We start from the raw sequence: 15,617 nt of genomic DNA on the forward strand, positions 1-15,617 counted from the left end.
GCTGGCTATCATGTGCGCCTTCCACAACGAAGGCAGTGCCTGTGTCGGTAGCGTTGGTATGGTTCCGCCGTGATCTGCGGCTGCAGGACAATCCGGCCCTGCAGGCCGCGCTGGATGCAGGTCACGATGTGGTGCCGGTCTACATCCACGCGCCGCACGAGGAAGGCGAATGGGTGCCCGGTGCGGCCTCCGATGCCTGGCGCCACCGTTCACTGGCCGCGCTGGATGCGGACCTGCGCGCGCGGGGTTCCTCGCTGGTGCTGCGCAGCGGCGATAGCCTGCCGGCCCTGCAGTTGCTGATCGAGCAGGCGGGCGCCGAGGCGGTGTACTGGAACCGCAAGTACGAACCGGCCACCCAGCCCCGCGACGCGGCCATCAAGCGCACGCTGCGCGAGCAGGGCATCGACGCGCAGAGCTGCAATGGCAGCCTGTTGTTCGAACCCTGGGACATTGCCACCCAGCAGGGCCAGCCGTACAAGGTATTTACGCCGTACTGGCGCAATGTACTCAGTCATTGGCGCCTGCCGGCACTGCAGGCTGCACCGGAAGCACTGGCGCCGCACGCGGTCGACAGCCTGGCATTGGATGATCTCCAGCTGGCACCGACGCTGGACTGGGATACCGGCTTCTGGGAGCACTGGCAGCCGGGTGAAGCCGGTGCGCTGGAAGCACTGTCCGTCTTTGAAGACGGTGCCCTTCGCGGGTATCGCGAGCAGCGTGACCTGCCGGACCGTGTCGGGACCTCGCGGTTGTCGCCCCATCTGCACTTCGGCGAGATCGCGCCGTGGCGCATCGCGCAAGCCCTGGAAGGGCTGCGCAGTGCGGCCACCGATGCCGACATCGACGGCTACCTGCGCCAGCTGGGCTGGCGTGACTTCGCCTACCACCTGCTGCATCACTTCCCGAAGACGCCGACCGACAACCTCAACCCGCGCTTCGACCGTTTCCCGTGGGCCACTCCGAGTGCCACGCAGCTGCACGACTGGCAGCGCGGCAATACCGGCGTGCCGATCGTCGATGCCGGCCTGCGCGAGCTGTGGCACACCGGCTACATGCACAACCGGGTGCGGATGATCGTGGCCAGCTACCTGTGCAAGCACCTGCGCGCGCACTGGCTGCATGGCGCGCGCTGGTTCTGGGACACCCTGGTCGACGCCGACCTGGCCAATAACACCATGGGCTGGCAATGGGTGGCCGGGACTGGCGCCGATGCCGCTCCGTACTTCCGGGTGTTCAACCCCGTGACTCAGGCCGAGAAATTCGATCCTCAGGCACGGTACATCAGCCGCTGGGTGCCCGAACTGGCCGCGCTGCCGGTGAAGGCCCGGTTTGCGCCGTGGCAGCATCCGCTGCTGCTGGCGGCGCATGCCCCGGGCTATCCGCGTGCGCCGCTGGTGGACCTGGCCGCGGGCCGCGACGCCGCATTGGCGGCATACCGCCAGTCGGGGGCGGGGTAAAGGGTGACCCGAGCGATCCGGTCAGTTAGCTGAACGCGGCCCTGTCGGCGCACCGGATCATCATCCCGACGTCGCATCGAGCTGTTTATTCTCTCTGCGCCCGCAAGCCGCCGGCCCGTCCGGAAACCAAGGAGAACCTCATGATCCGCAACACCACCCGCAACGTCGCACTGGCCCTAATGAGTGCGGCCGTCCTGTCGGCCTGCGCCACCGGCGGCTCCTACGTGCAGAGTGACCAGTACGGCAATCCGACCGAGCAGCAGAACCGCACTGGTCGTAACGCGCTGATCGGTACCGCCATCGGCGTGGCTGCCGGCCTGTTGACCGGCGACAGCGCCACCGAGCGCCGTCAGCACGCATTGATCGGTGCCGGTATCGGTGCGCTCAGCGGCGCCGCGGTCGGCCAGTACCAGGATCGCCAGGAACGCGCGCTGCGCGAGCGCACCGCCAACACCGGCATCGATGTGCAGCGCCAGGGCGACAACATCATGCTGAACCTGCCGGACGGCATCACCTTCGACTTCGGCAAGGCCACCCTGAAGCCGCAGTTCTACGGCTCTCTCAACGGCGTCGCCGGTACGCTGCGTGAGTACAACCAGACCATGATCGAAGTGGTCGGCCACACCGACAGCATCGGCAGCGACGCTGTGAACAACCGACTGTCGAAGGAACGCGCCGACTCGGTCGCCCAGTACCTGATCGGCCAGGGCGTGCAGAGCGTACGTATCGAAACGCTGGGCGCCGGCAAGGCGTATCCGATTGCCGACAACAGCACCGACGCCGGCCGTGCCAAGAACCGCCGCGTCGAGATTCGGGTGATTCCGCTCAAGCAGTAACGCGTAGCGTTATTGCTTGAGCCGGTCCGGCCATCGGCCGGAGCGAAAATGCCGCCCTTGCAGGCGGCATTTTTGTGGGTGCCGAGCGTTGCTCGGCACGCCGATGGCGTATGCGGAGTCTAGCGTGCTCGACTCACCAGAGGCAGTCGAGCGTGGCTCGACTCTACAGAAACCGGCATCGCGCGCCCGGGTAGAGCCACGCCATGCGTGGATACCCCCGGCTACGCCGCCGAAGCGGCCACCTTCTCCAGGATCCGCTTGCCGCTGCTTTCCAGAGCGGCGTCTTCCTTTTCCTTCTGCTGCTGCGCCAGCTTCGCACCCGGGCACTGCGCCAGCATGTAATTGGCGTCGAAGTTGAGCTTCTCGACCAGGAAGTCGACAAACGCACGCACCTTTGGCGAGACCAGGCGGCCGCCGGCGAACACGGCGTTGAAGTCCACTTCCGGGCCGGTCCAGCCGGCCAGCACGCGGCGCACCATGCCCGATTCAACGAACGGCTTGGCCATCACGTCGCCGGTCAGCAGCAGGCCTTCGCCACAGACCAATGCACCATTCAACGCAGACATGTCGTTGGCGGTCATCAGCGGGGTAACCGGGAAGTCGCGCAGTTCCCCACCGTTCTCGCCCAGCTGCCAGGTGAAGCGCGGCGAGTTGCCGGTGTGGTACGGCTTGCGCATCGCAAGGATGCGATGGAACTGCAGTTCTTCCGGATGCAGCGGCTCGCCGTAGCGCTCGATGTAGGCCGGGCTGGCGAACACCTGCGTCCGCAGGCTGCCCAGCTTGCGCGCGACCAGATTGGAATCGGGCAGGGCACCCACGCGCAGCGCCAGGTCCGCTTCACCGGCGATCAGGTCCAGCTTTTCGTTGCCCATGTGCATGTCCAGGCGGATCTCCGGGTACTGCGCATGGAACTGGCCCAGCAGCGGGGCGATCCAGGTGATGCCGATCGAATAGGGCACGGTGAAGCGCAGCCAGCCGCGCGGGCCGGACTGCAGCTGGCTCACCGCGCTTTCGGCCTCTTCAAGCTCGCGTGCGATGCGCTGGCAATGTTCGTGGTAGATCGAACCAGCTTCGGTCAGGCCGAGGCGGCGCGTGGTCCGGTGCAGCAGGCGCGCGCCCAGGCGCGTTTCCAGCTCCTGCACTTTGCGGCTGACCGTGGTCTTGGGCAGGCCGAGCGATTTGGCAGCGGCAATGAAGCTGCCTTGCTCGACCACTTTGACGAAGATCAGCGTCTCGTTGAGATCGTGGGACATGGTCGGGATCCTGGACGTCGGGGATGGGACAATCGTGACAGAACGATTGGACCGGGAGCGGGATGATTATTCCCCTTAATCAGGACTAATCAAGTAAAGGTTTGAGGTCTATCGTGGCGCCATTCGTTAATTGGAGCCCGTCCGCCATGAGCCTGCGCAACATTCTTGCCCGACTCCGGAACGCCGGCCAGAGCACCCTGGACCTGGCGATGACCGTCGAAGCCCGTCCGAGTTCCTTGGTACACAAGGACTTTCGTGAGTTTACCGCGCCCATGCGTCAGCAGCGTGGCGGCGCCATCCGCTTGGCCCCCCACAAGGGTGACCGGCTGCGCCGGATCGGGACTATCCCGGATTTGGGAGGAAATGTCCCGTGAATGGGATACTGACGCCCGAAGTTCTGGTCCTTGGTGGTACCGGTGCCGTGGGCCAGGGCGTGGTCGGCGCCTTGCTGGAAGCCGGCAGTCCGGTGCTGGTGGTTGGTCGCGATCCGGGCCGGCTGGCTGCGCTGCATGAGCAGTTCGCCGATGAGCCGGGCCTGGAGACGCTGCTGGGTTCACTCAGCGATGACGGCTCGGCACGCGCCCTGGCCGAACGCATCGGGCAGCGCCCGCGTCCATTGGCCGCGGTGATCGCGGCCATGGGCGGGCCCTACCGTCGCGGCCGGGTGATCGACCGCAACGGCGAGGAGCTGCTCGGGGCCATGCAGGCCGACCTGATGCCGCATGTGCATGCGGTGCGCCACCTGCTGCCGTTGTTGCAGGACAACGTGCATGCGCGGCGCTATGTGATGATCGGCAGCCCGGCCAGCGCCAAGCCCTGGGCGGGCTACGGCGAGACCTCGATCACTACCGCCGCGCTGCGCATGTACGCGCAGGTGGTGCATCAGGAAGCGCAGGCGCTGGGCGTGCGCGCGCAGATGCTGGAAGTCTGCAGCCCGGTGTGTACCCCGGCCAACGCGGCCAACGCCTGCATCGAGTGGCCCAGCTCGCTGCTGGTCGGCCGCCGCGTGGTCTCGCTGCTCGATGGTTGCCGGGACAACCGCGCCATCGTCCGCTGCGACAGCAGCGATGCCGAACTGCCACGCGGCCTGCTGCACCTGGAAGTTCCCCCTTTGTGGCGCGATACCGCAGGCGTCGCTTGACCTCGACCAAGGTTGAGGTCGCAGTATGCGCCGCCGATTTTTGCAACACGTTCCCATATTGCTGTACCACCCCTCCGTACGGATGCATGCCATGACTTCCCCCAATACCACCCCACATCGTTTCGGCCATCGCATTGCGATGGTTGGCGTGTCGATCCTCGCCGCGGCCGTGCTGGCGGCCTGCAGCGGCGGCCATGCCGAAGAGGCCGGTGCACCGCCGCCGCCGCAGGTCAGCGCCGCGCCGGTGCTGGTCAAGCAGGTCAGCCAGTGGGACGAGTTCAGCGGCCGCGTCGAAGCGGTACAGAGCGTTGAACTGCGCCCGCGCGTGTCCGGCTACATCGACAAGGTCAACTACGTCGAAGGCCAGGAAGTGAAGAAGGGCGATGTGCTCTTCACCATCGACGCCCGCAGCTACCAGGCCGAGTACGACCGCGCAGCAGCCGAGCTGGCCCGTGCCCGCACCCAGGCCAGCCTGGCCCGCAGCGAGTCCGAGCGTGCCAAGCGGCTGTCCGAGCAGCAGGCGATCTCCACGGAGACCGCCGAGCAGCGTCGCGCGGCTGCCGACCAGGCGGGGGCTGCCGTGCAGGCCGCGCAGGCGGCCCTGGATGCAGCCCGGCTCAACCTGGAATTCACCAAGGTGCGCGCGCCGATTGACGGCCGTGCCGGCCGCGCGATGGTCACCGCCGGCAACCTGGTCACTGCTGGCGACAGCGCCAGCGTGCTGACCACGCTGGTCTCGCTGGACACGGTGTTCGTCTACTTCGATGCCGACGAGAGCACTTTCCTGCGCTACGCCCAGATGGCGCGCAAGGGCGAGCGCCCGAGCGAGCGGGACAGCGAGCTGCCGGTGAAGGTCGGCCTGTCGGGGGAAGAGGGCTATCCGCACTCGGGCAAGGTCGATTTCCTCGACAACCAGGTGGCGCGCAGCACCGGCACCATCCGCGTCCGTGCGCTGCTGGACAACGCCGACCGCCAGTTCACACCGGGCCTGTTCGCCCGCGTGCAGCTGCTTGGCAGCGGCCAGTTCCAGGCCCTGCTGATCGACGACAAGGCCGTGCTGACCGACCAGGACCGCAAGTACGTCTATGTGGTCGACAAGGATGGCAAGGCCCAGCGCCGCGACATCCAGCTCGGCCGTACCGCCGACGGCCTGCGCATTGTCGAGCATGGCCTGGCCGCAGGTGACAAGGTCATCATCGACGGTGTGCAGAAGGTCTTCATGCCGGGCATGCCGGTGCAGGCCAAGGCGGTGGCCATGCAGCCACCGGCCGCAAAGCCCGCACCGGGCCGCGATGCCACCGCTGCGCTGAACCACTGATCCGCCCGCTCCTGATCCGCGTCCCCGCTTAGCTGCCGGCGCCAGCGGCAGCCTTCCCTGCCTTCGTCATATTGGCGAGGGGCGGGGCGGCTGTTGCCCGCCGAATGCCTTTCCCAGGAATTCCTCCATGGACTTTTCCCGCTTCTTCATCGACAGGCCGATCTTCGCGGCGGTGCTGTCGATCGTGATCTTCGCCGCAGGCCTGATCACGATTCCAATCCTGCCGATCAGCGAGTACCCCGAAGTGGTGCCGCCGTCGGTGGTCGTGCGCACGGTCTATCCGGGCGCCAACCCCAAGGTCATTGCCGAGACCGTTGCTACCCCGCTCGAAGAGGCGATCAACGGCGTCGAAGGCATGATGTACCTGAAGTCGGTTGCCGGCTCGGACGGCGTGCTGCAGATGACCGTCACCTTCCGCCCGGGCACCGACCCGGACGCGGCGGCGGTGAAGGTGCAGAACCGCGTGGCGCAGGCACAGGCACGCCTGCCCGAGGACGTGCGCCGGCAGGGCGTGACCACGCAGAAGCAGTCGCCCACCTTCCTGATGGTGGTGCACCTGACCTCGCCGCAAGGCAAGTACGACACTCTGTACCTGCGCAACTACGCGCGCCTGCACGTCAAGGATGCGCTGGCGCGTATTCCGGGCGTGGGTGACGCGCAGATCTTCGGTGGCGGCGACTACGCCATGCGTGCCTGGCTGGACCCGGACAAGGTGGCGTCGCGCGGCCTGACCGCCAGCGACGTGGTGCGCGCCATGCGCGAGCAGAACGTGCAGGTGTCGGCCGGCCAGCTCGGCGCCGAACCGCTGCCGGACAGCAAGTTCCTGACCCTCATCAATGCCCAGGGCCGGCTGAAGACCGAAAAGGAATTCGGCGACATCGTGCTCAAGAGCGGCACGGATGGCGAGATCGTGCGCCTGTCCGACGTGGCCCGCCTGGAACTGGGCGCGGGCGACTACACCCTGCGCTCGCAGCTGGACGGCAAGAACGCGGTGGGTATCGGCATCTTCCAGTCGCCGGGTGCCAACGCGCTGGAAATCCGCGACCAGGTCATCTCGACGATGGACGAGATGCAGAAGACCATGCCGGCCGATGTGAAGTACGAAGCGGTGTATGACACCACCATCTTCGTGCGCGACTCGATCAAGGCCGTGGTCTCCACGCTGCTGGAAGCGATCGCCCTGGTGGTGCTGGTGGTGATCCTGTTCCTGCAGACCTGGCGTGCGTCGATCATTCCGTTGATCGCGGTGCCGGTGTCGGTGGTGGGTACCTTTGCCGCGCTGTACCTGCTGGGTTTCTCGATCAACACGCTGAGCCTGTTCGGCCTGGTGCTGGCGATCGGCATCGTGGTCGACGATGCGATCGTGGTGGTGGAGAACGTCGAGCGCAACATCGAGGAAGGCCTGTCGCCCACTGCGGCGGCACACCAGGCCATGCGCGAAGTGTCCGGCCCGATCGTGGCGATCGCGCTGGTGCTGTGTGCCGTGTTCGTGCCGATGGCGTTCCTGTCGGGGGTCACCGGCCAGTTCTACAAGCAGTTCGCCGTCACCATCGCCATCTCCACGGTGATCTCGGCGATCAACTCGCTGACCCTGTCGCCGGCCCTGGCCGCGCGCCTGCTGAAGGCCCATGGTGCGCCGAAGGACGGCCCGAGCCGCCTGATCGACCGCCTGTTCGGCTGGGTGTTCCGTCCGTTCAACCGCTTCTTCAAGTCCAGCTCGGAGAAGTACGAACGTGGCGTGGCCCGCATCCTCGGCCGTCGTGGTGCGGTGTTCGTGGTCTACGCGATCCTGCTGATCGGTACCGGCGTGATCTTCAAGCTGGTGCCGCCGGGCTTCATCCCGACCCAGGACAAGCTGTACCTGATTGCCGGCGTGAAGCTGCCGGAAGGTTCGTCGATCGCACGCACCGATGAAATGCTGCGCAAGGTGGCCAAGATCGCCCAGGAAACCGATGGCGTGGCCCACACCATCTCGTTCCCGGGTTTGAATGCACTGCAGTTCACCAACACGCCCAACACCGGTGTGGCGTTCATTCCGCTCAAGCCGTTCGCCGAGCGCCATGGCCGCACTGCCGCGCAGATCAGCGCTGAGATCAACCAGAAGATCGCTGGCCTGCAGGAGGGCTTCGCGTTCGCGATGATGCCGCCGCCGATCCTCGGCCTGGGTAACGGCAACGGCTACCAGATGTTCATCGAGGATCGCGGCAACCTGGGCTACGGCGCACTGCAGAATGCCGTGCAGGCGATGCAGGGCACCGTTGCGCAGACCCCGGGCATGGCCTTCCCGATTTCCAGCTACCAGGCCAATGTGCCGCAGCTGGATGCCGAGGTGGACCGCGTCAAGGCCAAGGCACAGGGCGTGCAGCTCACTGAGTTGTTCGACACGTTGCAGACCTACCTGGGTTCGGCCTACGTCAACGACTTCAACCAGTTCGGCCGTACCTGGCAGGTGATCGCCCAAGCCGACGGTCCGTTCCGCGAGACGGTCGAGGACATCGGCAAGCTGCGCACCCGCAACGATCGTGGCGAGATGGTGCCGATCGGTTCGATGGTCACCATCAAGCAGACCTTCGGCCCGGATCCGGTGCTGCGCTTCAATGGCTACCCGGCAGCGGACCTGGCCGGCGAGGCCGACCCGCGCCTGCTGTCCTCGGCCGAGGCGATGACCAAGCTGACCGAGATCGCCGGCAAGGTACTGCCGGTCGGCATGACCACCGAATGGACCGACCTGAGCTACCAGCAGGCAACCCAGGGCAAGGCCGCCTTCATCGTGTTCCCGGTGGCGATCATGCTGGCCTTCCTGGTGCTGGCCGCGCTGTACGAGAGCTGGTCGCTGCCGCTGGCGGTGATCCTGATCGTGCCCATGACCCTGCTGTCGGCGCTGTTCGGCGTGTGGCTGACCGGTGGTGACAACAACGTGTTCGTGCAGGTCGGCCTGGTGGTGCTGATGGGCCTGGCGTGCAAGAACGCAATCCTGATCGTCGAATTCGCCAGAGAGCTGGAGATGGGCGGCAAGGGCATCGTTGAAGCCGCGCTGGAAGCCTGCCGCCTGCGTCTGCGCCCGATCGTGATGACCTCCATCGCGTTCATCGCCGGCACCGTGCCGCTGGTGCTGTCGCACGGCGCAGGCGCCGAGGTGCGCTCGGTGACCGGTATCACCGTGTTCGCCGGCATGCTGGGCGTGACCCTGTTCGGCCTGTTCCTCACCCCGGTGTTCTACGTGGCACTGCGCAAGCTGGTTACCCGCAACGGTGGCGGCCAGCTGGTGCAGCATGGCGAACCGACCATCCATCACTGACATGGAACCCCGCCGCCGCCGGCTACCGGCCGGCGGCGGCTTTTCCCTCACGAGGCATGAATCCATGAACACCCATCAGAACAAGATCGCGCTGGTCACTGGCGCTACCCGTGGCATCGGCCTGGAAACCGTGCGCCAGCTGGCCCAGGCGGGCGTGCACACGCTGCTGGCCGGTCGCAAGCGCGAAACGGCGGTGGAGCTGGCCCTGAAGCTGCAGGCCGAGGGCCTGCCGGTGGAAGCCCTGCAGCTGGACGTGACCGACACGGCCAGCATCGCCGAGGCAGTCGAGCAGGTGCGCCAGCGCCATGGCCGCCTCGACATCCTGGTCAACAATGCCGGCATCATGATCGAGAATCCCGCGCAGGCGCCGTCGGAGCAATCGCTCGAGACCTGGAAGCGCACCTTCGACACCAACGTCTATGCGCTGGTGGCAGTCACCCAGGCCTTCCTGCCGCTGATCAGGCAGGCCAAGTCCGGGCGCATCGTCAATGTGTCCAGCATGCTCGGTTCGCAGACCCTGCATGCCGACCCGACCTCGGGCATCTACGATTTCAAGATCCCGGCCTATAACGCGTCCAAGGCCGCAGTGAACAGCTGGACCCTGAGCCTGGCCTATGAGCTGCGCAACACGCCGATCAAGGTCAACACCGTGCATCCGGGTTACGTAAAGACCGACATGAACGGCGGCAATGGCGAGATCGAAATCAGCGAAGGCGCGCGTTCCAGCGTGGAAATGGCGCTGATCGGTGAGTCCGGTGCCAGCGGCAGCTTCACCTACCTGGGCGAGGTGCTGCCATGGTGATCCGCACGTTGGCGATGGCCGTCTCCAGCCTGGTGCTGGCAGGCTGTGTCAGCGTCGGCCCGAACTACAAGGCCCCGGTACAGGAGCCGGTGGTGCTGAAGAGCGCGCAGCAGCCGGTCTTCAGTTCCGTCTCGCCGGTGGCCAGCTGGTGGGCGCAGTTCGACGATCCGGTGCTGGAAGAGCTGGTGCACGGCGCACTGTCGGACAACCTGGACCTGCGCGTGGCCGTGGCCCGCGTCAGCCAGGCCCGTGCTGTGTTCGTCGAAAGCCGTTTCGACCAGGCCCCGCACATCACCGCAGGCGGCAGTTACGACCGCCGCAAGCAACCCGATCCGCAGCTGGGTGGGCAGCGGGTGTTCAGTGAAAGCTACCAGCTCGGCTTCGACGCCGGCTGGGAACTGGATCTGTTCGGCCGCAAGCGCCGTGCTGCAGAAGCCGCGCGCGCTGACCTGGACGCCGAGCAGGCCAACCTGGCCGACGCGCAGGTGCTGGTTGCCGCTGAAGTGGCGCGCAACTACTTCGAACTGCGTGGCACCCAGAAGCGCATCGCAGTGGCCCAGCACACGTTGGAGAACCTGCGCGATACGCAGAAGCTGACCGAAGCACGCTGGGAACTTGGGGCCGGCAGCGAACTGGACGTGCAGAGCAGCCGCGCCCGCCTGAAGGCGATCGAGGCCGATATCCCGCTGCTGGAAGTAGCCGAGACGCAGTCGCGCAACCGACTGGCCGTTCTGCTGGGCCAGCGCCCGGAAGTGCTGACGGCGATGCTGGCGCCGCAGGAAGTCCCGGCGTTCGCCAAGGCCTTGCCGCTGGGTGATACCCGCGAACTGCTGCGCCAGCGTGCAGACGTGCGTATGGCCGAGCGTCGCCTGGCTGCCGCGACCGCACGCGTGGGCGTGGCCACAGCGGACCTGTTCCCGCGGTTGTCGTTGTCAGGCTTCGTCGGCTTCCTCGGCGGCGATGCCAGCGGCCTGGTCAATGGCAGCAACAAGGCCTGGTCGCTGACGCCCTCGCTGAGCTGGGCCGCGTTCGACTTCGGCACCGTGCGTGCGCGGCTGCGTGCCAGCAAGGCTGAAGCCGAAGGCGTGGCCGCGCAGTACGAACAGGCGGTACTGCTCGCCCTGGAGGACACCGAGAACGCGCTGACCCGCTATTCCAAGCAGCAGGCACGGTTGGCAATCGTGGTGGAGCAGGCGCAGGCGGCTCGGCGTGCCGAATCGCTGGCGCAGATCCGCTATCGCGAGGGATCGGAGGACTTCCTGACCCTGCTGGACGCGCAGCGGACCCAGCTGGCAGCCGATGATGCGCTGGCGGCGGCCGAGGCCGACGTCAACGTCAGCGTGGTGGGTGTGTACAAGGCGCTGGGTGGTTGGGGTCAATCACCGCAGCCGCCAAGCGTGGCGCAGGCGCAGTAACCGCAGGGGACGGAAGCAGGGACTTCCGTCCCCTTGTTCTTTCAGGGCCAGTGGTTGGCCGGTACCTCACGCTCGCGCATGCGCACGATGCAGAAGCGATGGCCGGTTGGTGCTTCCATCACCCACCAGCGCTTGACGAAGCCTATCCGTCGCGCGCCGAGCTTCTCCAGGCGGTCGGCTTCGGCATCGATGTCGTCGCTCTCGATGTCCAGATGCACCCGTGACGGGTGATCGACGCGCTGGACTTCAACGTCCAGGCCCGCCGGAGCACCCAGCAGGTCGGCGTACTCGGCGGCGTCTTCGGCACGGGCGGGCTGCGCCTGCAGGCCAAGCGCGGCGGCCCAGAAGCGGGCGCCTTCGTCGGCGGGAATGCCCTCGCGATCGATGATGAAACCGGCCAGGCGACTCTGGTGTGCCATGCCTTTCTCCACAGTTCGGGAACAGGGGCAGGGTAGCGCGGCGTCTGCTGTGGACGTTGTCACAGTCGTGACGTTTCTGACTCTGCCGGAAGCCGTGTCCGCCGTGTAACTAGTGGGGCAGATTCCAGGGAGTACACACGATGAGCGATGACAGGCGGGATACCCAGCGCATGCTGTTTGGCGACCCGGGGCCACCCGGTGCGGGCCTTTCGGTGGCGGTCGTTGTGCTGCTGGCGCTGGCGACGATGGCCGCTGCGATCGGTTTCCTGCGACTGCCCGATCCGATGCTGGGGCTCGGGCTGATCGGTGTCGCCGTGTTCCTTGCCGTCGGCGCCCGCATCTGCCAGGCGCGCAACCAGCACCAGGCGTTGTACCGGCTGTTGTCGCGGCAGCCGCCGCCGTAGCCACGGCTGCCGCGGGAATTCAGGGCTTCGGCCAGTCCAGCTCGACCACCAGCGGGAAATGATCCGACGGCAGCACGCCGTCGATGCGACGATCATCGGTAAGGAAGCTGCGCGCACGGAAGCCACGCACCAGCACCCAGTCCAGCTGCACGGTGGCCTTGCCGGTGAAGTCGTGGAAGGTCGGGCGCGGACCCTGCGGTGTTTTCACCTGGGCACGGGTGTCCTGCAGCAGGCGGGTGAACGCCCTGTAGGTGTCACCGCCGGGCTCGCTGTTGAAGTCACCGGTCAACACCACCGGCAGGTCGTCCGGCATGGCCTGCAGGCGCTTGCCGATGAGCTCGGCACCCTTCACCCGGCGCGGTTCGTCCTCGTCGCGGTAGGGCAGGTGGGTATTGAGGAAGTAGAAGCGACGGCCATCGTCCAGGCGGCGGAACAGGGCCCAGGTGACCATACGCGGGTACAGGTTGCCCCAGCTGATGCTGCCAGGGACGTCCGGCGTATCCGAAAGCCAGAAGTTGCCGGATTCCTCGATGGCCAGCACCTTGCTGTCGTAGAACACGCCCATGTGCTCATCGCCGCTGCCACCGCGGCGGCCTTCACCGAACCAGCGGTAGCCGGGCAGGTGCCCTGACAGGTAGTCGGCCTGTTCCTTCACCAGTTCCTGGGTGCCGATCACTGCCGGGTGCGCGTCGAGGATCACCTTGACCATCGCATCACGGCGGTCGGGCCAGCGCTTGCCCGGCTCGGTGTCAGCCGGGGTACGGACGTTGAATGACATCACCTTCAACGGCGCCGGCGTGACGGCCCAGGCAACGGCAGGCAGAGCAAGCGCCAGCAGCGCACTCAGCGCCGGGCGACGGAAACGCGACAACATCGTGGAATCCCTCCATCCCATGAAAACGGTTTCATGGAGCATGCCATGGAAGGCGGGGGCAGTGGTATGCCGGGACGGGCGACTTGGAGACGCCGGGCGGGCGCTGGACGCTCCGCCCGGCAGATGCCCCTTGCCCGATCAGGGGTCGTAGATCATCCCGTTCTCGTCGCGGTTGTAGTGGTCGCTGGCCACGCGGGTGCCGTCGTCATGGACCACGTACAGCGTGCAACGCTGGTGGAACACGTTGCCGCTGATGCGGAAGGGCACGCACTCCTCCTGCAGGCCGACCTCTTCGGCTGCATTCGCCGGCGGCGAGGGCACCAGGGCCGCAAGTGCAACTACTGCAGCGAAAGAAAAAGCGGTCATTCGATTGTGCAGCGTCATTGATCACACTCCTTGTAGCCGTAGTCGGTGTCCGATGCAGATCAGTCTGCCGGGAGGTACCACTGACCGTTCTCGTCTATCCAGTACACCGACGTGAAAACGGTGCCGTCTGCCAGAGTGCGGGTGACGGTGCAGCGCTGATGCACGAGGTTGGGCCCAAGTCTTACGGGCACGCAATCGGTCGTCGATCCGGGGGACCCGGCCGCGTGGCCAGTCGCCGGTATCCCACTACCCAATGCCAACATCAATGCGGCCATCGAGGCCAGTTGCAGTTTCATAAGCATCATCCTTGCTTTCTGCAATCGCGCACATGCGCATGGCGTGTGTAACACGCGAACCAGAGCTCCGGAAGTGCCTCGCCGCGATCAGTCTTCGATCTCGCCGCGACGGCTGGCGGCACGCACTGCCTGCGCGGTGGTCGCCACACCCAGCCGTTGCCGCGCGTGGCGCAGGTGGTTCTCCACCGTGCGCGTGGAAAGCCCAAGCGTGGCCGCGATCTCAGCTTGCCGGCGCCCGGCGGCGACCCAGCGCAGCACTTCGCGCTCGCGGTTGCTCAGTGCGCTTCCCGAACGCTCGGCAGGTGATTCGGCCAGACGGCGCGCGGCCCGGAATGCTGCGGTTGCAGCAGCTTCCAGCCGCAGGCGCGCGTTGGCCGACGCGTCGATTGACGTACCGGCAACGCTGACCGCGCCTTCCAGGCCGGTGATGCCGAACACCGGCACCTGCAGCCCATGCAGGCCTTCGCCGCGAGGCTGCTTCACCACCTGGTAGCGCTCGCCGCGAACGCCCAGGCGCTTGCTCCAGAAGAACGGCGCGTTGCTGTCCAGCACGTGGCGATTGACGGGGCAGGCGTGGAGGTAGCGCGCAAGGTCGGTATCGCTGCCATCGCCGAACCAGTCGCCCTCGATCCAGTACACGCGTTGCGTACCCCGCTCCAGCCCGGTGCCGGTGGCAAACACCAGCACGCGGTCGAAGCCGAGCGGTGCCGCGATGCCTCGCAGGACTGCACCCACCGCGCTCAGCGAACGGGCGCGTTCCAGCTCCAGCAGCGCCTGCACCAGCTCGGTCATCCGGCTCAGCGCCCGGCCAAGGCGTCGAGCAGGGCGCGTGCAGCCAGTTTGCCCAGCGCATTGCCAGCCAACGGGCTGTCGCCGGTCAGCAGCAGGCGGTCCTGCAGCACGCTGCCATCGATGCCGTCATTGACGATCTGCACGCCCCGCTGTGCCAGGCGCTCACCGAAGAACCACGGCAACTGTCCAGGCATGTAGCCGATCTCCGGCGTCTGCCGGTCCATCGCATCGGGGAAGGCGCAGATGCGGTAGCCGCGGAACAGCGAACCGCCATCGGCCTCGTCCACGCCCGCAGCCAGCAGTGCGGCCGGACCGTGGCAAAGGGTGATGATGTGGCGTTGCTGGGCCATCGCCCAATGCAGGACGGACTTCACCGCGCGGCTCTGCGGCAGTCCGATCAGGGCGCCATGGCCACCGGGGATGAACACTGCAGCATAGTCCGAATCCGCATCGAGCCCGGCAACCACCTCGTCCAGTGGCAGCGGCTGGCGGAAGCACGAGGCGTAACGCTCGTACAGCCCGCCGATTTCCTTGTCCTCGTTCGGAAATGCCCACCATTCGAACTTGGCGGGGTTGCCCGACAGCGTGGCTACATCGATGCCGAAGCCGGCCTTGTCGAGGTGGTACATCGGCAGCAGGGTCTCCACCGGATGGTTGCCGGTGGAGAACAGGTGGCCATCGGCAGTTGGCAGATAGCGTTCGTCGGCAGCGATCATCAGCACCTTCCAGCGGCCATCGCGGCGCGCATCCGGGTAGTCGGCACCGGAAAGGTTGCTCTTGGGCGATGTGAACTGTGACAGCGAGTAGGGCGACGGGAAGAAAGCATCGCGCTCGGCCGGGTCGGGACTGGGCTGGCGGCTGGGCTCTTGCGTGTTCATGCAGATCTCCTGCGGGAAATGTGAGGCCAGCATAGGAGGGTGGGTGCGCACGCGCGATGAGGGATTTC

At 66.5% G+C, this 15,617-nt stretch carries 16 protein-coding genes; 9 read left to right on the plus strand and 7 right to left on the minus strand.

Annotation, left to right across the window (positions count from 1 at the left end):
* The first annotated feature begins 41 nt into the window (after nt 1-41).
* Together G370_RS0114380 and G370_RS0114385 are read left to right on the plus strand one after the other, a co-directional pair.
* On the plus strand, nt 42-1,457 hold the full coding sequence (locus tag G370_RS0114380) for a cryptochrome/photolyase family protein (protein ID WP_019661220.1): 1,416 nt from the start codon (nt 42-44) through the stop codon (nt 1,455-1,457).
* Between the two features lie 140 nt (nt 1,458-1,597).
* Nucleotides 1,598-2,293, plus strand: a complete 696-nt coding sequence (locus G370_RS0114385) for a YiaD family glycine zipper/OmpA-like lipoprotein (RefSeq protein WP_005416156.1) — start codon at nt 1,598-1,600, stop codon at nt 2,291-2,293.
* Between the two features lie 221 nt (nt 2,294-2,514).
* Here G370_RS0114385 and G370_RS0114390 read toward each other — a convergent pair whose 3' ends face one another.
* Nucleotides 2,515-3,546 (minus strand): LysR family transcriptional regulator, encoded by a 1,032-nt coding sequence (locus tag G370_RS0114390; RefSeq protein ID WP_005409107.1) that lies wholly within the window; start codon nt 3,544-3,546, stop codon nt 2,515-2,517.
* A 146-nt stretch (nt 3,547-3,692) separates the two neighbouring features.
* Between G370_RS0114390 and G370_RS0114395 the strand changes: the two genes are divergently transcribed.
* The 6 genes from G370_RS0114395 (at nt 3,693) to G370_RS0114420 (ending at nt 11,520) form a co-directional block, all read left to right on the plus strand.
* Complete coding sequence (locus tag G370_RS0114395; RefSeq protein ID WP_019661221.1) at nt 3,693-3,920, plus strand: hypothetical protein; 228 nt, start codon at nt 3,693-3,695, stop codon at nt 3,918-3,920.
* Nucleotides 3,917-4,687, plus strand: coding sequence for an SDR family NAD(P)-dependent oxidoreductase (locus tag G370_RS0114400; protein WP_019661222.1), 771 nt, complete (start codon nt 3,917-3,919; stop codon nt 4,685-4,687). The genes G370_RS0114395 and G370_RS0114400 overlap by 4 nt, the downstream gene beginning before the upstream one ends.
* A 91-nt stretch (nt 4,688-4,778) precedes the next feature.
* Nucleotides 4,779-6,005 (plus strand): efflux RND transporter periplasmic adaptor subunit, encoded by a 1,227-nt coding sequence (locus G370_RS0114405; protein WP_019661223.1) that lies wholly within the window; start codon nt 4,779-4,781, stop codon nt 6,003-6,005.
* Between the two features lie 127 nt (nt 6,006-6,132).
* Entirely contained in the window at nt 6,133-9,303 is a 3,171-nt protein-coding gene (locus G370_RS0114410) for an efflux RND transporter permease subunit (RefSeq protein WP_019661224.1), read from the plus strand.
* Nucleotides 9,304-9,367: 64 nt separating this feature from the next.
* Nucleotides 9,368-10,105, plus strand: a complete 738-nt coding sequence (locus G370_RS0114415) for an SDR family oxidoreductase (RefSeq protein WP_019661225.1) — start codon at nt 9,368-9,370, stop codon at nt 10,103-10,105.
* Nucleotides 10,099-11,520 carry an efflux transporter outer membrane subunit gene (locus G370_RS0114420; RefSeq protein WP_019661226.1) on the plus strand — a complete coding sequence of 474 codons (1,422 nt, stop codon included), beginning with the start codon at nt 10,099-10,101 and terminating at the stop codon, nt 11,518-11,520. Before G370_RS0114415 ends, G370_RS0114420 begins: the two co-directional genes overlap by 7 nt.
* A gap of 41 nt (nt 11,521-11,561) precedes the next feature.
* Here G370_RS0114420 and G370_RS0114425 read toward each other — a convergent pair whose 3' ends face one another.
* A complete protein-coding gene (locus G370_RS0114425; RefSeq protein WP_019661227.1) occupies nt 11,562-11,939 on the minus strand; it encodes a VOC family protein in 378 nt (125 codons plus the stop codon).
* Nucleotides 11,940-12,079: 140 nt separating this feature from the next.
* On the opposite strand from G370_RS0114425, the gene G370_RS0114430 reads away from it, so the two are divergent.
* Nucleotides 12,080-12,343, plus strand: a complete 264-nt coding sequence (locus G370_RS0114430) for a hypothetical protein (RefSeq protein ID WP_019661228.1) — start codon at nt 12,080-12,082, stop codon at nt 12,341-12,343.
* Between the two features lie 19 nt (nt 12,344-12,362).
* Here the strand turns inward: G370_RS0114430 and G370_RS0114435 are convergent, their stop codons facing one another.
* The 5 genes from G370_RS0114435 to hchA form a co-directional block, all read right to left on the minus strand.
* Nucleotides 12,363-13,217 (minus strand): endonuclease/exonuclease/phosphatase family protein, encoded by an 855-nt coding sequence (locus tag G370_RS0114435; RefSeq protein ID WP_019661229.1) that lies wholly within the window; start codon nt 13,215-13,217, stop codon nt 12,363-12,365.
* Between the two features lie 138 nt (nt 13,218-13,355).
* Entirely contained in the window at nt 13,356-13,583 is a 228-nt protein-coding gene (locus tag G370_RS0114440) for a hypothetical protein (RefSeq protein WP_227200225.1), read from the minus strand.
* Nucleotides 13,584-13,642: 59 nt separating this feature from the next.
* Entirely contained in the window at nt 13,643-13,879 is a 237-nt protein-coding gene (locus G370_RS0114445; protein WP_032955425.1) for a hypothetical protein, read from the minus strand.
* Nucleotides 13,880-13,966: 87 nt separating this feature from the next.
* Nucleotides 13,967-14,671, minus strand: coding sequence for a PA1136 family autoinducer-binding transcriptional regulator (locus G370_RS0114450; protein ID WP_019661232.1), 705 nt, complete (start codon nt 14,669-14,671; stop codon nt 13,967-13,969).
* Nucleotides 14,672-14,676: 5 nt separating this feature from the next.
* The gene (hchA, locus tag G370_RS0114455) at nt 14,677-15,549 is read right to left on the minus strand and encodes a glyoxalase III HchA (protein ID WP_026347157.1); all 873 of its coding nucleotides are present in this window, start codon (nt 15,547-15,549) and stop codon (nt 14,677-14,679) included.
* Nucleotides 15,550-15,617: the final 68 nt, after the last annotated feature.

The organism is Stenotrophomonas hibiscicola ATCC 19867, from assembly GCF_000382065.1.
GTDB lineage: Bacteria > Pseudomonadota > Gammaproteobacteria > Xanthomonadales > Xanthomonadaceae > Stenotrophomonas > Stenotrophomonas hibiscicola.